Raw genomic sequence first — 17,219 nt, 5'->3', positions numbered from 1 at the left:
GTGCAAGCGCGAGTCCAACCCCTGGCCAAGGGAGCCATGCAATGACCGAGAAGCTGCACCTCAGCCCGGAAGATGACTTCCCGGAGGATCTCAGCAAGTTGCCGGACAAGGATCTTCAGGTACTCGACAGCCAAGTCGAGCGCCAACTGGACTATGAGTACGTGGTGGAGGGGGAGCCGAATCCGGAGACGGAATTCCGGCACTATGACCTCGATGAGGAGTTCGAGGAGCGGGACAAACGGGACAACTGATCCGCCCGATCATCCTGAAGGGCCGGCCGCCCCGCACGGCGTCAGGGTTCTAGCCAGCAGGCTTACTAGACTGGGCTGACCACCCGGCGACGAAACGAGCCCTTCATGACCCCGGCAGCTGCCACGCGGTCCCTCCTGTACCCGTGCTCCCCGCCGCGGTCGTTTACAGCATGACCGGTCCGGTCCGCCTGGAGATTTCAGCCGCGGGCCACGCCGGCCACGTCTTCGCCTCGCGCGAAATGGCCGGCGGGTCCGCGCCCGCCGTCGTGCTCATCCACGGAATCGGCGCGTCACACCGCTACCTGCGCCGGCTGCACCGGCTCCTGGCCGGGTCGAGGGAGACCTACTCCATCGACCTGCCGGGATTCGGTGCCACCCCCAAGCCCGCGTACCAGCTGTCCATTGCCGACCACGCCCGTTACATCCTCGGCGCCATGGAACAGCTTGGCGTGGCGGAAATAGTGCTGGTGGGGCACTCAATGGGAACACAGATGGCTCTGGAAGCGGCCCTTCAGCAGCCGGAACAGATCTCGAATGTGGTGCTGATGGGTCCCGTGGTGGACCCCAGGCACGGATCCGTGGCACAGATGGGCCTGGCGCTGGGCCGTGACTGCCTGTTCTACGAGAGTCCCTCCTCGAACGCCTTGGTTTTCACCGACTACCTGCGTTGCGGCCCGTCCTGGTACTTCAAGACCCTGCAGGTCATGATGGAGTACCCGATGGAACAGAAGATCGCCGGCGTCAGCGCACCGGTCCTCGTGGTGCGCGGCGCCAACGACCCCATCGCGGATGCAGACTGGTGCCGCCGGCTGGCCGGGCTCGCCAGCCGCGGGCGGCTGCTGGAAGTGCAGGGAACCGGGCATGTCGTCCAGCACAACCGGGCCCTCGAAGTGCGGGACGGCATTCTGGCGTTTACGGGCCTTGGCGCGGCGGCGGGCGAGCCGCTGCCCGGAAGCCCGGCCTGACCGCACTGGCTGCTCGGGGCCGGGGTTAGACGTCGAAGTGGGTCCGGGTGGGGCCCTGCCCGAGTGACTCGACCACCCCGGCCGCGACGGCGTGGAGCTTGATGTTCCGGGCGCTCGAGGCCGACTTCAGGAGCTCGAACGCCTCGTCCTGGCTGCAGCGGTTCTGCGCCATGATGATGCCGACGGCGACGTCGATCACGGTCCGCGTCTCCAGAGTGGCCTTGAGGTTGGCGGCTGTATCGCTGCTGTGCGCGAACCGGACGGCGAGGCGCAGCGCCATGGACGTCTGGTGGACGAAGTCACGGGCCAGCTCCGTGGCGCGGTGATCGAACCGGCCCGGCCGGTGCGAATAGAGGTTCAGGGCGGCCCGGGTCTCGCCTTCCAGCAGGAACGGCAGCGCCAGGATCGACCGGAAGCCGTGCCCCCGCACCGCCGCGGCGTACTGCGGCCAACGGCCATCGAGTTCAAGGTCCCCAACGTGGACGGTTACCTGTTCCCGGGAAGCCGTCATGCAAGGGCCGTCACCGAAGGTGTACTGGATTTCGTCCATGGCCTGCGCGGCGGGGCTGCTGCTCGCGACGGTGGCCGCCTTCTTTTCCCGAAGAAGCGTGATGCCGCACAGGATCTCGTCCCCGGGCTCGGACAGGCTGCGCGCGGATACGCGGGCCAGCTCCCCGAGGAAGTCCTCGACGTCGGAGCTGCTGAGCACCAGTTCATGCAGCTGCTGGTTTATTGAATTTGCGGTTGACTCGCTGACCACTTATCTGTTGTGCCGTTTCACTCAGGTCAAGACGACCCGGCCGAGCTTCCCACCGCGGCAAGGGGCGGATACGGCAGCGGCCGGATCGAAGAACAATCCAACGGCTCGCTGCAAAACCGTACCGGGAGAGTATATACATCCGGGAAACGCAGGTTCCACACAGGGCTCCGGGCCGGACGGCTCCTGAACCGTTCGTCCCGGGCATAAGCTGTGCCTTAGGCGAAATGTCGCGAACGGATTCCGTATGCCAGAGCTGGACGTCAAGGACTTACCCTCCGCCCCGCTGGCGATCGCCCGCGCCGCGGGCCGGCCTGTTGGCGCCGTGTTGGCCGAGCTGGGCTCGGGCGGGAACGGACTGACGGGTGCCGAAGCGGGCAGGCGCCTGACGGAAATCGGGCCGAATGCGGTGCGGACCCACATGGCCAGCGGGTGGTCGGTGCTGGGCCGGCAGCTGGCAAGCCCCATCCTGCTCCTCCTGCTCATCACCGCCGGGCTTTCACTGTTTCTCGGGGACGCCACGAACGCGATCGTCATCGGCGTGATCCTGATGGTCAGCGTCGGGCTGGGGTTCAGCAACGAATACCGGGCCGAACGCGCTGCGGAGGCCTTGCATTCCCGCGTCACGCACCGCGCCGTCGTCGTCCGCGACGGAAGTCCGGGCGAAATCGACGTCACCGCGCTGGTGCCCGGCGACGTCGTCCACCTGGGGATCGGCGCGATCATTCCGGCGGACATGCGGGTGCTGACGGCCAAGGACCTCCTGTGTGATGAAAGCATCCTGACCGGGGAATCGCTGCCGGTCGCCAAGGATCCTGCGCCCGTGCCGCAGGATGCCCCGCTGGCGGACCTGACCAGCTGCGTCTTCATGGGGACCGTGCTCCAGTCCGGCAGCTGCACGGCAGTGGTGGTAGCCACCGGAGGCCGGGCGGAATTCGGCCGGATTGCACTGGGCCTGGGCGAACGGCAGCCGCAGACCGAGTTCCAGCTGGGCCTCAAGCGGTTCTCCTTCCTGCTGCTGCAGGTGGCCATCGGACTGAGCTCGCTCATCTTCGTCGCGAACCTGCTGCTGCACCGGCCCGTGATCGAATCCCTGCTGTTCTCCCTGGCGATCGCGGTCGGCATCACTCCGCAGCTGCTGCCCGCGGTGGTCAGCACCAGCCTGGCCACGGGCACCCGGCAGCTGGCCCGGCGCAAGGTCCTGGTGAAGCGCCTGGTCTGCATCGAGGACCTGGGCGACATGGACATCCTGGTCACGGACAAGACCGGGACGCTGACCGAGGGCCGGATCAGCTTCACCGCCGCGCTGCCCGTCGGCGCGGGCATCGAGCCCGCTGAGCTGCTCACGCTCGGACTGCTGGCGACAGAGGCCGAATACGCCGAGGCGAGGCTCTCTACGGTCGGCCTGAACCCCTTGGATGCCGCCCTCTGGGAATCACCCGACGCGGCGGGCTTCCGGCCGGAGCGCTACGAACGCCTGGACGTCATAGACTTCGACCACCAGCGCCGCCGGACCAGCGTGCTGGTGCGCGAAGCGAACGGACCTGCCCGCATCATCACAAAGGGCTCGCCGGAAGACGTCCTGGCCCTCTGCGTGGGCACGCCGGCGGACGTGCAGGCGGTGCTGGACAAGCAGTTCGACGCCGGATCCCGGGTGGTGGCTGTCGGAACGCGACCCGCTGGCGGCTTGGAGGACCTGACGCCGCCCGACGAGAAGGACCTGGTCCTTGCCGGTTTCCTCATCTTCCTGGACCGGCCCAAAGCCAATGCACGGGCCTCCCTTGACCAGCTCGAGGCGCTCGGCATTACGGTCAAGATCGCCACCGGCGACAACGCCAGGGTCGCCGAAAAGGTCTGTGACGAACTCGGCGTGCTCTCCGGCGGGACGCTCAGCGGCGCCGCCGTGGAGGCCATGTCCGATCCGGAGCTGGCCGCCGCCGCACGGGAGGCGAGCATCTTCGCCCGCGTGTCGCCCGAACAGAAGGCGCGGATCATCCGGCTGCTGCGGCTAAGCGGCGGCGCCGTCGGGTTCATGGGCGACGGCGTCAACGACGCCCTCGCACTGCATGCCGCGGACATCGGCATCTCGGTCGACAGCGCCACCGACGTCGCCAAGGACGCTGCCGACGTCGTGCTGCTCGACAAGGACCTGGGGGTGTTGGCCGAGGGCGTCATGGAAGGCCGGCGGATCTTCGCCAACACCATCAAGTACGTTCTCATGGGCACGTCCAGCAACTTCGGCAACATGTTCAGCGCGGCCACGGCCTCCGTGGTGTTGAGTTTCCTGCCCATGCTGCCGGGCCAGATTCTGCTCAACAACCTGCTCTACGATGCCGGCCAGCTGGCCATTCCGGGCGACCGGGTGGACAAGGAACAGCTGGTGGCCCCATCGCATTGGGACATCGGCTTCATCCGGCGTTTCATGTTCCTGTTTGGCCCCATCAGCTCCATCTTCGACTTCGCGACCTTCGCCCTCATGCTTTTCGTCTTCGACGCGGTTCCGGGCGAATTCCGGGCCGGCTGGTTCATCGAGTCCATCGTGACGCAGACGCTGATCATCTTCGTCATCAGGACCCGGCGCGTGCCCTTTTTCCGGAGCAGGCCGTCGCTGGGCCTGGTCGGGGCCTCCCTGGGCGTGGTGGCCCTCGGGGTGTACCTGCCGTTCTCGCCCCTGGCCGGCGTGCTGGGCTTCGATCCGCTGCCTGTGCCGTTCTTCCTCGCCCTGCTCGGGATGGCAGTGGTGTACCTGGTGCTGGTGGAAATGGCGAAAGTCTGGTTCTACTCCCGGGCCGCCCAGCAGCCTGTCTCACGCGAGCCGGCGGCGCTCCGGCACCGCGGCCAGACCCACCGCATCGCCCGCCGGGCCGCCCGCTTCAGCATCCCGGCGGCCAGGCCGCTGCTCGTCCACCGTGGCCCGGGCTGGCGCCGCCGACGCAAACTCGGGCATAAAGGCCCTCACAGGGTTTCGGGCGCGGGCGGATAGTTGGAGTCAGCGGCCACCTGGTCCTGTTCGGGTTAGGGGAACCCGTAGGAGCGCACCAGTTTCAGCAGCACACGACTGATGGCCGATGGCCCACGCTTCGACTTGAAAGCCATAGCCCATGAGCATTTTTGAAGACAGGGTCGACGCCGGCAGGCAGCTCGGCAGGCGTCTGGCGGAATTGCGTGGCCAGGACATTGTGGTCTTGGGCCTGCCGCGCGGCGGCGTGCCTGTGGCCTTCGAAGTCGCCGCAGCCCTGGATGCTCCCCTGGATGTGATTGTGGTGCGGAAACTTGGGCTTCCCTACCAGCCCGAGCTCGCCATGGGGGCTATCGGTGAAGGCGGCGCCAAAGTCCTGGACGAGGAGGTCCTGGCCCATGCGCGGATCAGCGGTGCGGAACTCCAAGCTGTTGAAGAACGCGAACGCGGCGTGCTGGAAAACCGGGTGGTCCTGTTCCGGAAGGGCCGGACCCGGCACGACCTGACCGGACGCATCGCGGTGATCGTCGACGACGGGATCGCCACCGGCTCCACCGCCCGCGTGGCCTGCCGGGTCGCCCGCAAACAGGGTGCGGCCCGCGTGATCCTGGCCGTTCCGGTTGCCCCCGCCGAGACCCTCGCCGACCTGACGGAACCGGACGAAGTGGTCTGCCTGGCGACGCCGCGCCAGTTCACCGCCGTCGGATACCACTACCGGGACTTCTCGCCGACTGACGACGACGAGGTGCTGCGCCTGCTCGATCTTGCGGCCAAACGCGTCGAGGCCGCACCGCCGCCCTTCTGGACCTCGACGGCGATCCGCGCCGACAACGCCGCCGACGTCGACGAGGAAGTGGAAATCCCGTCCCGCGCGGTGCGGCTCCAGGCCCAGCTGCACCTTCCGGTGCCGGCCAGCGCCGTGGTGCTGTTCGCCCATGGCAGCGGCAGCAGCCGCCACAGCCCCCGGAACCGGTACGTGGCCGGCGTCCTGCAACAGGCCGGTCTCGGCACGCTGCTGCTGGACCTGCTGACGCCGGCGGAGGAGCGCCACCGCGCCAACGTCTTTGACATCGAACTCCTGGCCCGCAGGCTGTCCTCGGCAACGGACTGGCTTTCCACCCGGGCGGACACGGCCTCCTGCGCTCTGGGGTACTTCGGTGCGAGCACGGGAGCCGGGGCTGCACTGTGGGCGGCGTCGGAGCCGTCGGCGCGGATCGCGGCTGTCGTGTCCCGCGGCGGCCGCCCCGACCTCGCCGGCCCGCGGTTGTCCGCCGTCAAGGCGCCCACGCTCCTGATTGTGGGGAGCCTGGACCACGAGGTCCTGGAACTGAACCGCCGGGCGAAGGCGATGATGCGCAGTCCCAGCCAGCTCGCCGTCGTGCAGGGGGCAACGCACTTGTTTGAAGAGCCGGGCACGCTCGCGGCGGCGGCCATCCTGGCGCGGGACTGGTTTGTCGACTACCTGCTTCCCCCGAACGGTGCCGGCGCGCGGGCCGCGGGCGTCTGAGGGGCCGCGGGCGTCTGAGGTGGCCAGAACCGGGGAGGGCCGGGACCACGAATCCCGCGGACCCTAGCGCCGGCGGCCCTCTGCCCTGGACCGGATCCCCAGGAGCATCCGCCGTTCCATCAGGAACTGCACCGGTTCCAGCAGTGCACGCAGGGCCAGACCCTCCGCCAGGGGCGAAAAGTCGTACCGGGTGCGGGACAGCAGCCTGGTGGCCTGGGGCCCAGCAGGTCGCAACACGAACGTCCAGCCGACGTCCAGCCGGCGCCCGATGGGACGGACCCCTGCCGGCGACATCCTCCCCGTGCGCAGATCGATGGTTCCGCCCAGCCCCAGCGCCGCCCCGGACTGGATGAGCCGGACCGGAAGGCCGCCGTCGGGGGACAGCGGAACGACGTCGCCAACTTTCAGGCGCTGCAGCTCCGGAAGAATCCGGTCCGCGCTCCGGATGCCCAGACCCGCGCCGCGTTCGAGCCAGTCGTAGGAGTAGAAACCGCCCCGCCCGGCGCCCATCTGGACAAGCCACGGCCAGACCTCTGCCACCGGGGCCGCAATAGTGATCGCGCGGGTGCTTTGCATGCGCGGGGCGGGCACGATCTCGTCCCCGGCGAGCGGGCCGGCGGCCTCCTGGGTGGTAGCCCCCCAGCGCAGGAGCCGCGGCCGGACAGCCAGGACGTAGGCTGCGCCCGCCGATGCCGCAGCCAGCGCCGCGAGCGGTCCGCGCAACCGGCCGGGGACGTGCTGACCGCTCACGCGAGGGACCTCATGCGCTGGTCCGGCCCCTGGGGTCATCCGATTCCGGCCCAACCACCACCACCGGGCAGTGGGAGTGGGCCGCGACGGCCGCGCTCACCGAGCCCATGACCTGATGGAGGAAGCCGCCCTTGCCGCGCCGGCCCACCACGAGCATTTCGGCGTGCTGGCTTTCCTCGACGAGGACCTTGGCGGGCGCCCCGAACTTGACCGAGCGGGTAAGTCCTTCCGGACGCGATTCGCCGAAGGCCCGCTCCAGTGCCTGGTCCACGAGGCGTTCGGCGGTCTCCTCCAGCTCATCGAGGGTGGGCGTTCTGTCCTCGGGCAGGTGGGAGGCCAGGAAGAAATCGGAAGTTCCCAGGCATGTGATGACTTCCAACGGGATGTTCAGAGCGGTGGACATGCGCCCGGCGAGGCGGAGCGCCGTCGTCGAAAACTCGGAACCGTCCACACCCACGACAATGCGCTGATCACCGTTCATGCTCCCCAGCCTTGCCCCTGCCCCCGGGACTGCCTAGGGCCGAAAGTCACGCGGGGCTGGGCACCGTGGCCGCCTCCGCTTAGGGTGGAACGGGGACCGCCGGCACCGGAGCAGGTGCCGGCCCCCCGGCCGGACCATGACGGTCAGCCGAGCCTGCCACCCGAGGAGTTCCTGATGAAAGTTGCTGTTACCGGAGGAAGCGGAAAGCTGGGCCGAAACGTCGTGCGGCGGCTCAGCGATGACGGGCACGAGGTGACCAACCTGGACCGCACCGGTGCGCGCGGCCCGGGCTTCACGGAGGTGGACCTGCGGAACTACGGCCAGGTGGTGGACGTGTTCCTCGGCCTGGAGGACCGCCATGCCGGCTTTGACGCCGTGGTGCACCTGGCCGCGATTCCCGCACCGGGACATGCCCCGGATGCCGCCACCTTCGAGAACAACATGCAGTCCACCTACAACGTGTTCCAGGCTGCCCGGCGGGCCGGGATCAAGAAAATCGTCTACGCGTCCAGTGAGACGGTGCTGGGGCTGCCTTTCGACGTGGACCCTCCCTACATCCCGGTGGACGAGGACTACCCCGCCCGGCCGGAAAGCACGTACTCCCTGGTCAAACACCTTGAGGAGCAGATGGCCATCCAGCTGACCCGCTGGGACCCGGCCCTGAGCATCACCGGCCTGCGGTTCTCCAATGTGATGGACCCGGAGGACTATGAGGAATTCCCCTCCTTCGACCACGACGCGCGGGCGCGCAAGTGGAATCTCTGGGGCTACATTGACGGCCGGGACGGCGCCCAGGCCGTGGCCCGAGCCCTGGAGCACGGCAAGCCCGGGTTCGAGGCGTTCATCATCGCCAACGAGGACACGGTGATGAGCCGCTCCAGCGCCAGCCTGGCCGCCGAGGTGTTCCCGAACGTCAAAGTGGTCAAAGACCTGGCCGAGCACGAGACCATGCTCTCGATCGACAAGGCCAAACGGCTGCTGGGTTACGCACCGGAGCACACCTGGCGGAACTACCACCCGCTGCGCACCACCCCCACGGAAGACTGACCCCAACTTGAGGAGCTCCATGCAATACCGCACCCTGGGCAACAGCGGCGCCGTCGTCTCCAACTATGCGCTGGGCACCATGACTTTTGGCGCCGAGGCCACCGAGGAGCAATCCCGCGCGATCCTGGATGACTACTTCGCGGCGGGCGGCAACTTCATCGACACCGCCGACGTCTACAGCTCGGGGGTGTCGGAGGAAATCATCGGCCGGTGGCTGGCGGACCGGGCCGAGGTCCGGGACCGGGCGGTGGTGGCCACGAAGGGCCGCTTCCCGATGGGCCAGGCCCCCAACGACGTCGGAACCTCCCGCCGGCACCTTGTCCGGGCACTCGATGACTCGCTGCGCCGGCTCGGCGTAGAACAGATCGATCTCTACCAGCTGCACGCGTGGGACCCTGTTACGCCCCTCGAGGAGACCCTCCGGTTCCTGCACGACGCCGTCACCAGCGGCAAAATCGCCTACTACGGCTTCTCCAACTTCCTGGGCTGGCAGTTGACCAAGGCGGTCCATGTGGCGAAGGCACATGGCTGGAGTGCCCCGGTGACGCTGCAGCCGCAGTACAGTCTGCTGGTCCGTGAGATCGAGTCGGAAATTGTGCCGGCCGCACTCGACGCCGGGATCGGGCTGCTGCCGTGGTCGCCGCTGGGCGGCGGGTGGCTGTCCGGCAAGTACAAGCGCGACCAGCCGCCGGCCGGGGCCACCCGTCTGGGCGAGAACCCGAAACGGGGGATGGAGGCCTGGGAGGCCCGCAACGCCGATCCGCGCACCTGGGACGTGATTGCCGAGGTGGAGCAGACCGCCGGGCGCCACGGCGTGAGCCCTTCCCAGGTGGCGCTGGCCTGGCTGGCGGACCGGCCGGCGGTCACCTCGGTGATCCTGGGCGCCCGCACCACCGCGCAGCTGGCGGACAATCTCGCGGCCGCGGATCTGCGGCTCACCGCGGGGGAGACGGAGCGGCTGACCGAGGCCAGCCGGCCGCGCGTCGGAGTCTATCCGTACGGGCCGATGGCCCAGGAACAGCGCAGCCGGAAGCTCGAGGGCGGCCGCTAACAAGGCAACGGGCTAACAAGGCAACGCGGGGTCATTTAGCGCCGGTCCGGGGGGTGGCGATGGGCCGGAAGTGACCCCGCGCTGTCATTCGGGGGAGTGCTGCCCTTCCGGGGAGGCGGGGCCGCCGGCATGATAGCTGGACCAGATGTCGCCCATTTCCTCCGTGGACTGCTCCACGATCCTGCTCATGGCGGCGTGCGCGGCGTCCGCCTCGCCGCGCTGAATGGCGCTGGCCACATCGACGTGCAGCTGCAGGGCCTCGTGGTGTGGCAAGTGCGGCATGAGGCCGTGCTGGGTGCGCCCGGTCAGGACCTCGGTGACCAGGTTATGCAGCTGGGCGAACATGGCGTTGCCGGAGGCCCGGAGTACTGACGCGTGGAATTCGATGTCGAGCCGCAGGAACTCGTCCCGGTCTCCGCGCTGGCCGGATGCCCACAGCCGTGCGGCCAGCGAGACGAGGTCGCTCCCGGCATCCCAGGAAGCCCTCCCGGCGGCGAGGCGGGCGGCCGCCGGTTCGATTGCCCCGCGGAGTTCGTTCAGGGCCTGCAGCTGCTCCAGCCGCTTTGACGAGGCCAGCCGCCAGCGGATTACCTGCGGGTCGTACGCATTCCACGATTCCTCCGGCTGCACCACCGTCCCCAGCCGCCGCCGCGACTCCAGCATCCCCTTGGAGGACAGCACGCGGGTGGCTTCCCGCACCACGGACCGGGAGACGTTGTGCCGGGCCTCAATCTCGTCCAGGCGCAGGATCGAGTGCGGTGCCAGCGTCCCTTCGGCGATGGCAAGCCCCAGGTTCTGGAGCAGCACGGCGTGCAGGTCTGCTGTTGGCTCCGCCTTTGGAGTTTTCATAAATAAATCATACTGGGAGCCCTCAAGGTCTTGTATAAATCTGCTTTATTTACCTAAGATCACTTCCAGAGCAGATGTAAAGATGCATTTGCAGCCGGCTGGACAGAGACGCCCAGCCCTGAAAACCAAAGGAAGTCGTAATGAAGCGACGTTCAATTGCGAAGTACGCGGCCGTCGCCGCCGTCCTGTCCCTGGGCCTGACTGCCTGCGGCGGGGCCAGCGGCAGCGCCGACGCCAAGACCTCCGGCACCGTCCGGGTCACCCTCGCCAACCACGTCTGGACCGAGGGCATCAAGGCAGCCATTCCGGAATTCGAGAAGTCCAGCGGGCTCAAGGTCGAACTGACCCAGCTGGGCGAAGACCAGCTCTCGGACCAGTACAACGTCAAGCTCAACGCCGGCAGCGACGAGATCGACGTCATGATGTACCGCCCGCTCCAGGAAGGAAAGGCGTTCGCGAAGAACGGCTACCTCGCGGACCTGACGTCCAAGGTCTCCTCGGACGCCGCGTGGGACTGGAAGGACTACCAGGAGGGCCCGGTCAAGGCCACCACCGCTGACGGCAAGGTGGTCGGCGTCCCGATCATCACCGAGCGCGAAGTCCTCTACTACCGCAAGGACCTGCTGAAGGCCGCCGGCCTGGAGGTTCCCAAGACCATGGACGAGCTCGAAGCCGCGGCCAAGGCCATCAAGGCTTCCTCCCCGGGCACGGCCGGCTTCGTGGCCCGCACCGGCAAGTCCGCCGCCGTCACCCAGTTCTCCAGCTTCCTGTACAGCTTCGGCGGCGACTTCACCGACGCCAGCGGCAAGTCCGCCGTCAACTCCGACGCTGCGAAGAAGGCCTACGCGTTCTACGGCGGCCTGATCAAGAACTACGGCCCCGCCAACGTCAGCACCGACATGAGCTGGCCCGAGGCAATGGCGATCTTCACCCAGGGCAAGGCCGCCTTCTACACGGAGGCCGACTCGCTCTACAAGAACGCCACCGACCCGGCCAAGTCCAAGGTCGCCGACACCGTCGGCTTCGCCGCGCTGCCCGCCGGCCCCGCCGGCTCCAAGCCGTACAACATCCCGTCCTGGGGCCTCGCCATCAACCAGGCATCCAGCAACCAGGACAACGCCTGGAAGTTCATCCAGTGGGCCACCAGCAAGGAACGCACCCTCGAGGCACAGAAGGCCGGAGTCCCCGGACCCCGCGCCTCGGTCTGGGCGGACCAGGCCGGCACCTCCACCTACCCGAAGGACCTCGCCGAGGCCATCTCCGCCAGCGCCAAGAACGGCGTCGGGCACGACCGTCCCGAGGTTGTCACCGTAGGCAAGGCCCGCGAAATCGTGGGCGGCCCGATCGTCGCCACTATCACCGGCTCTGACTCGTCCGCCGCAGCCGACACGGCGCACGACGCCTTCCAGAAGTTCCTGGACAGCGAAAAGAAGTAGCGCCCCCGGCGCGCCAGCCAGGCTTCGCGCCTGAGCACTGCGCCTGAGCACCAAACAGCCCGGCGGGACGGCGGTCCGATGTCGTCCCGCCGCGGCCAGCTTTTCACTTCACCCCCAACTCCTTAGGTGAACCATGTCTGTATTGACCACTCCCCGCAGCGCCCAGACCCAGCCGCCGTCCGGCCGCAAGGGCGCCCGCACCCCCGGTGCACGCGAGAACTTCTCCGGCTGGGCCAACCGGCACCGCAAATGGCTCTTCGCCGCCCCCGCCATGATCTTCGTCGGCGTCCTGATCGTTTTCCCCCTCGGCTGGACCCTGTACCTGAGTCTGACCGATTCGCAGGGCTCGGTCCGGGCGACCTCCGAGTTTGTTGGCGTGCAGAACTACCTCACGGTCCTCTCCGACGTCGAACGCTTCTGGCCCGCCGTCGGCCGCACGCTGAGCTTCACCGGCGTTGCCCTTGTCTGCGAAGTGGTCCTCGGCATGTGCATTGCGCTGCTGCTGTGGCGCCCGTTCCGCGGCGAAAAATGGGTCCGCGTGGCCATCCTGCTCCCGCTCGTCGCCACTCCCGTGGCCGTCGGCATGATGTGGCGGCTGATCTTCGATCCCAACATCGGCTTCGTCAACCAGCTGCTCGGCATGGTCGGGATTCCCGCCCAGCCCTGGCTCTCCGGCCAGGACACGGCGCTCGGCACCACCATCTTCATGGATGTGTGGCAGTGGACCCCCATGGTGGTCCTGATCCTCCTGGCCGGACTGACCTCGCTCTCCGAGGAACCCGACGAGGCGGCCCGGATGGACGGCGCCAACGCCTTCCAGCGCTTTTTCTTCATCACGCTGCCCCTCATGATGCCGACCGTGATCGTCGCCATCCTGCTCCGGGGCATCGACGCCCTGAAGACCTTCGACATCCTCTACGCCACCAAGGGCAAGGGCGGCGGGTCCTTCCACGAAGTGGAAACGCTCAACGTCTACGCCTACGGGCTGAGCTTCGACTACAACCAGTACGGGCTCTCCTCCGCGGTGCTGATCCTGTTCTTCATGATCATCATCGGCTCCATGTGGCTGCTGACCATGCGCAAGAAAGCGGTAAGCAAATGACCGTACTGACAGAAAACACAGAAAACACCGAGCCCCGGACCGCAGACCCCGCCCGGCCCACACCGGCGCCGCGCCCCCGGAAGCCGCTGGGCACCCGCGCGTACAAGGTGTTCCGCGTGGCGGCACTGGTGGCCGTGGTGCTGTTCCTGATCGCCCCGCTGTTCTGGATGCTGCTGGCATCCCTCAAGACCAACGTGGACATCTACGACACCGGCAAGTCGTTCCTGTTCACGCCCACGTTCGAGAACTACGCCAATGTGCTGCAGCGGAACAACTACTTCGTCTTCATCTTCAACAGCTTCTGGGTGGCCTTCGTCTCCACTGCCCTGTCGCTGGTCCTGGGCGTGCCCGCCGCCTACGCCATGAGCCGGTTCACGATGCACCGCTCGGCCCTTGTGGTCCTGATGGCCCGCGTCATCCCCGGCGTCTCCCTGCTGGTGCCCTGGTACTACGTCTTCTCCAACCTGAAGATGGTGGGTGGCTTCGAGGTGCTGATCCTCAGCCACATGTTCGTCGCGCTGCCGCTGATCGTGTACATCATGATGAGCTACTTCGATTCCCTGCCGCTGGAGCTGGAGGAGTCGGCCCAGGTGGACGGCCTCACCCCGATCGGCGCCTTCCGCCGCATCACCCTGCCGCTCTCCGTCGCCGGCATGGCCACCGCCGGCATCCTGTCCTTCATCTTCTCGTGGAACAACTTCATGTTCGCCCTGGTGCTCTCCGGCTCCAAGACCAAGACCCTGCCGGTCGCGATCTTCGACTTCGTCTCCTACGCCAGTATCGACTGGGGCGGACTCATGGCGGCCGCCACCGTGGTCACCATTCCGATCATGATCATTGCGCTCTTCACGCAGAAGTACATCGTCTCCGGCATGACCGCTGGCGCGACCAAGGGCTAGGCAACAGATGACACTCATCAGCAGGATTGAAACGTTCCTCGTCGCTCCGCGCTGGCTCTTCGTCCGGATCGAGACGGACAGCGGGATCGTCGGCTGGGGCGAGGCGAGCTGCGAAGGCCGCAGCGAAACCGTGCGCACCGCCGTCGACCAGCTCTCCGAGCTGCTCATCGGCAACGACGCGCTCCGGATCGAGGACCACTGGCAGGTCATGACCAAAGGGTCCTTCTACCGCGGCGGGCCCATCCTGGCCAGCGCCGTGTCCGGCCTGGACCAGGCCCTCTGGGACATCGCCGGCAAGCACTTCAACACGCCCGTGCACCAGCTGCTCGGCGGCCACGTCCGGGACCGGATCCGGATGTACGGCTGGGTGGGCGGGGATGAGCCCAACGAGGTGGCGGACCAGATCAGCGCGCAGCTGGAGGTCGGCCTGACGGCGGTCAAGATGAACGCCAGCGGCCGGATGAGCCCCATCGCCTCCGTGGCCGAGCTCGACGGCGTCGTCCGCCGCGTCGCCGCCGCCCGCGAGGTCCTCGGCGATCACCGCGACGTCGCCGTGGACTTCCACGGCCGCTTCAGCCTCGCCAACGCCCGCCGGGTGGCGCCGCTGCTGGAACCGTACCGGCCCTTCTTCCTCGAAGAGCCGGTGGTCCCGGAAAACACGCACCTGCTGCGCGAGTTCACATCCTCCACGACGACGCCGGTCTCCACCGGTGAGCGGCTCTACAGCCGGCAGGAATTCCTGCCCGCGCTGCAGGCCGGCATCGCCGTGGCCCAACCGGACCTCTCCCACGCCGGCGGCATCACCGAGGTCCGCAAAATCGCCTCGCTCGCCGAAATCTACGAGGTCCAGCTCGCCCCGCACTGCCCGCTGGGCCCGCTGGCGCTCGCCGCCTGCCTGCAGGTGGGCTTCGTGACGCCCAACTTCCTGATCCAGGAGCAAAGCATCGGCATCCACTACAACCAGGGCGCCGAAGTCCTGGACTACGTGGTGGACAAGTCCCCGCTGAAGTTCGTGGACGGACACATCGAACGGCTCACCGGCCCGGGCCTGGGCATCGAGATTGACGAGGCCGTGGTCCGGGCCGCGGACAAGCGCGGGCATGCCTGGCGCGGTCCCGTCTGGCGGCACCCCGACGGCGCCTTCGCCGAGTGGTGAACGCCGGAACGCTGGGACCGGACCTGTCGCCCCGGCGTATTTGCCCTGACGTATTTGCCCCGAAGGAGAAGCCTGACATGGAGAACACCCTGACGCCCGAACTGCTGCTGGCCGGGATCCAGGAAAGCCGGCTGGTGGCCATTGTGCGCGGCACGGACGGCGCGGCCGCCGCGAAGGCAGCCCTCGCGGCGATGGAGGAGGGCTTCCGGTATGTCGAAATAGCGCTCACCACGCCGCGGGCCCTTGAAGCCATCCGTGAAGTCCGCGCGGCCGCCCCCGGGGGCTGCTTCGTCGGTGCCGGAACGGTGCTGACGGCCCAGGACGTTGCCCGCGTCGCCGATGCGGGCGGCCAGTTCATGGTGACCCCGTCGCTGGCAGAGTCGATTGCCGAGTCGGCCCGGCTGGCACTGCCTGTGCTCGCCGGTGCGCTGACACCCAGCGAAGCCCACGAAGCCATGAACCGCGGCGCCACGGCCGTCAAGCTCTTCCCCGCTTCCATCGGCGGTCCGGGCTACCTCAAGGCGCTCCGCGACCCGTTCCCCGGGATCCCGTTCATCGCCGTCGGCGGCGTCGGGCTGGATGAAGCCGAGGGCTACTGGGAAGCCGGCGCCATTGCCGTGGGGCTCGGCGGACCGCTGTTCGGCGATGCCGGCTCCGGCGGCGACCTCGCCCCGATGCGGGAGCGGGCCCGCGGTTTCCTGACCCTGGCCGCCGGGTTCGGCCGCCCACGCGCGGAGAGCCTGCGGTGATGGCCGCCGTCGGCCCGGCTTTGGCTGGGGAGGGCGTCGACCTGCTGACGTTTGGTGAGTCCATGGTCTCGCTGCGGTCCACCGGCCCGCTGTCCGCCGGCGGCAGCCTCGGCATGCACGTGGCCGGGGCCGAATCGAACGTGGCCGTCGGGGTCGCCCGGCTCGGGCACAGCGTCACCTGGGCCGGGGTTGTCGGCGCCGACCCGCACGGGGAGTACATTCTGCGGCAGCTGCGCGCCGAGGGGATCGGGCTGCGGCACCGGATTGACGCGGCAAGGAACACCGGGGTGATGTTCCTTGAACAGCGCACCGCGGATGTCACCCGGGCCTTCTACTACCGCGCCGGATCCGCCGGGTCCACCCTCGGCCGGGAGGACCTGGACCGTGCCCTGGCGGCCGGGGCGCGGATCCTGCACCTGACCGGCGTCACCGCCGCCCTCAGCCCCGACGCCCGCAAGGCCGTGGAGTACGCGGCCGAGCGCGCCGCCGCCGAAGGCATGGAGGTCTCCCTCGACGTCAATTACCGCAGCAAGCTCTGGACCCGGGAGGAGGCCCGCGCCGCGCTCTCGCCGCTCGCCCGGCACGCCAGCATCGTGATCGCCTCCGACGATGAGCTCGGGCTGGTCGCTGCCCCGGTGGGAGCTGGCCCGGAGGGATCACCGCACCCCGGCGATGCCGATACAGATGCAGATGCCGCCGAAACAGCCATGGCCGCCGAACTGCTGGAGCGCGGCGTCCGCGAAGTTGTGGTCAAGCGCGGCGCCGCCGGCGCCGGTGTCCACACCGCCGACGGGCGATGGGAAGTGCCCGCCGTGCCTGTGACCAGCATCGATACCGTGGGCGCCGGGGATGCCTTCACCGCCGGCTACCTGTCCGCCCTGCTCGACGGCGCCGACGTCGCCGGCCGCCTGCAGCGCGGCGCCCTGGCGGGAGCCTTCGCCGTCAGCACCGCGGGGGACTGGGAAGGCCTGCCCGGCCGTGCGGAGCTGGCACTGCTCGGGACCACGCCGGGCGGAACCACCCAGCGCTAAGCCCCCCGCGCTGAACCACCCGCGCTGAACCACACTGGCGGCTATCCGGCGCGCCCGACATTCACCGACCAAGAAAGCCTGGACCTGTTGTGAAAATCATTGCCGCTGAAGTGTTCGTCACCAGCCCCTCCCGGAACTTCGTGACCCTGCGGATCACCACCGAGGACGGCGTGACCGGGATCGGGGACGCGACCCTGAACGGGCGCGAGCTCGCCGTGGCCGCCTATTT

16 protein-coding genes and 1 pseudogene are annotated in these 17,219 nt (G+C 68.3%); 13 read left to right on the top strand and 4 right to left on the bottom strand.

Annotated elements, in window-relative coordinates; translation table 11 throughout:
• Positions 1–41 precede the first annotated feature (41 nt).
• Both AC1DBX_RS12810 and AC1DBX_RS12805 read left to right on the top strand, forming a co-directional pair.
• Positions 42–251 (top strand): hypothetical protein, encoded by a 210-nt coding sequence (locus AC1DBX_RS12810; RefSeq protein WP_028276113.1) that lies wholly within the window; start codon positions 42–44, stop codon positions 249–251.
• Positions 252–394: 143 nt separating this feature from the next.
• Positions 395–1,216 carry an alpha/beta fold hydrolase gene (locus AC1DBX_RS12805; protein ID WP_476887564.1) on the top strand — a complete coding sequence of 274 codons (822 nt, stop codon included), beginning with the start codon at positions 395–397 and terminating at the stop codon, positions 1,214–1,216.
• Positions 1,217–1,241: 25 nt separating this feature from the next.
• Here AC1DBX_RS12805 and AC1DBX_RS12800 read toward each other — a convergent pair whose 3' ends face one another.
• Positions 1,242–1,976: a GAF and ANTAR domain-containing protein gene (locus AC1DBX_RS12800; RefSeq protein ID WP_476851739.1), complete on the bottom strand. Its 735-nt coding sequence runs from the start codon at positions 1,974–1,976 to the stop codon at positions 1,242–1,244.
• Positions 1,977–2,220: 244 nt separating this feature from the next.
• Here AC1DBX_RS12800 and mgtA point away from each other — a divergent pair, with 244 nt between their 5' ends.
• The gene (gene mgtA / locus AC1DBX_RS12795; RefSeq protein ID WP_476931898.1) at positions 2,221–4,956 is read left to right on the top strand and encodes a magnesium-translocating P-type ATPase; all 2,736 of its coding nucleotides are present in this window, start codon (positions 2,221–2,223) and stop codon (positions 4,954–4,956) included.
• 118 nt (positions 4,957–5,074) lie between these two features.
• Positions 5,075–6,439, top strand: coding sequence for a phosphoribosyltransferase family protein (locus tag AC1DBX_RS12790; protein ID WP_476857980.1), 1,365 nt, complete (start codon positions 5,075–5,077; stop codon positions 6,437–6,439).
• Between the two features lie 63 nt (positions 6,440–6,502).
• Here the strand turns inward: AC1DBX_RS12790 and AC1DBX_RS12785 are convergent, their stop codons facing one another.
• Both AC1DBX_RS12785 and AC1DBX_RS12780 read right to left on the bottom strand, forming a co-directional pair.
• Positions 6,503–7,189: an SRPBCC family protein gene (locus AC1DBX_RS12785; protein ID WP_476851736.1), complete on the bottom strand. Its 687-nt coding sequence runs from the start codon at positions 7,187–7,189 to the stop codon at positions 6,503–6,505.
• A 10-nt stretch (positions 7,190–7,199) separates the two neighbouring features.
• Positions 7,200–7,670, bottom strand: coding sequence for a universal stress protein (locus tag AC1DBX_RS12780; protein ID WP_223913569.1), 471 nt, complete (start codon positions 7,668–7,670; stop codon positions 7,200–7,202).
• Positions 7,671–7,844: 174 nt separating this feature from the next.
• On the opposite strand from AC1DBX_RS12780, the gene AC1DBX_RS12775 reads away from it, so the two are divergent.
• Together AC1DBX_RS12775 and AC1DBX_RS12770 are read left to right on the top strand one after the other, a co-directional pair.
• Complete coding sequence (locus tag AC1DBX_RS12775; RefSeq protein WP_476871362.1) at positions 7,845–8,717, top strand: NAD-dependent epimerase/dehydratase family protein; 873 nt, start codon at positions 7,845–7,847, stop codon at positions 8,715–8,717.
• Between the two features lie 19 nt (positions 8,718–8,736).
• A complete protein-coding gene (locus AC1DBX_RS12770) occupies positions 8,737–9,768 on the top strand; it encodes an aldo/keto reductase (protein ID WP_476851734.1) in 1,032 nt (343 codons plus the stop codon).
• Positions 9,769–9,852: 84 nt separating this feature from the next.
• Here the strand turns inward: AC1DBX_RS12770 and AC1DBX_RS12765 are convergent, their stop codons facing one another.
• The gene (locus AC1DBX_RS12765) at positions 9,853–10,617 is read right to left on the bottom strand and encodes a FadR/GntR family transcriptional regulator (RefSeq protein WP_476857979.1); all 765 of its coding nucleotides are present in this window, start codon (positions 10,615–10,617) and stop codon (positions 9,853–9,855) included.
• 140 nt (positions 10,618–10,757) lie between these two features.
• Between AC1DBX_RS12765 and AC1DBX_RS12760 the strand changes: the two genes are divergently transcribed.
• The 7 genes and pseudogenes from AC1DBX_RS12760 to AC1DBX_RS12730 form a co-directional block, all read left to right on the top strand.
• Positions 10,758–12,053 carry an ABC transporter substrate-binding protein gene (locus AC1DBX_RS12760; protein ID WP_223913573.1) on the top strand — a complete coding sequence of 432 codons (1,296 nt, stop codon included), beginning with the start codon at positions 10,758–10,760 and terminating at the stop codon, positions 12,051–12,053.
• Positions 12,054–12,186: 133 nt separating this feature from the next.
• On the top strand, positions 12,187–13,155 hold the full coding sequence (locus AC1DBX_RS12755; protein WP_476887559.1) for a carbohydrate ABC transporter permease: 969 nt from the start codon (positions 12,187–12,189) through the stop codon (positions 13,153–13,155).
• Positions 13,152–14,054 (top strand): carbohydrate ABC transporter permease, encoded by a 903-nt coding sequence (locus AC1DBX_RS12750; RefSeq protein ID WP_476857978.1) that lies wholly within the window; start codon positions 13,152–13,154, stop codon positions 14,052–14,054. The genes AC1DBX_RS12755 and AC1DBX_RS12750 overlap by 4 nt, the downstream gene beginning before the upstream one ends.
• A 7-nt stretch (positions 14,055–14,061) precedes the next feature.
• The gene (gene dgoD, locus AC1DBX_RS12745; protein ID WP_476931897.1) at positions 14,062–15,210 is read left to right on the top strand and encodes a galactonate dehydratase; all 1,149 of its coding nucleotides are present in this window, start codon (positions 14,062–14,064) and stop codon (positions 15,208–15,210) included.
• A 77-nt stretch (positions 15,211–15,287) separates the two neighbouring features.
• The gene (locus AC1DBX_RS12740) at positions 15,288–15,959 is read left to right on the top strand and encodes a bifunctional 4-hydroxy-2-oxoglutarate aldolase/2-dehydro-3-deoxy-phosphogluconate aldolase (RefSeq protein WP_476873384.1); all 672 of its coding nucleotides are present in this window, start codon (positions 15,288–15,290) and stop codon (positions 15,957–15,959) included.
• Positions 15,959–16,990 carry a sugar kinase gene (locus AC1DBX_RS12735; protein ID WP_476873383.1) on the top strand — a complete coding sequence of 344 codons (1,032 nt, stop codon included), beginning with the start codon at positions 15,959–15,961 and terminating at the stop codon, positions 16,988–16,990. Before AC1DBX_RS12740 ends, AC1DBX_RS12735 begins: the two co-directional genes overlap by 1 nt.
• Before the next feature lie 89 nt (positions 16,991–17,079).
• A pseudogene (locus AC1DBX_RS12730) lies at positions 17,080–17,219 on the top strand (bifunctional D-altronate/D-mannonate dehydratase); the annotation flags it as partial.

The organism is Arthrobacter sp. 10N44_2 (assembly GCF_056394385.1).
Note: the sequence above shows the minus strand (reverse complement) of the source record. Positions and strands in the feature narration are given on the sequence as shown.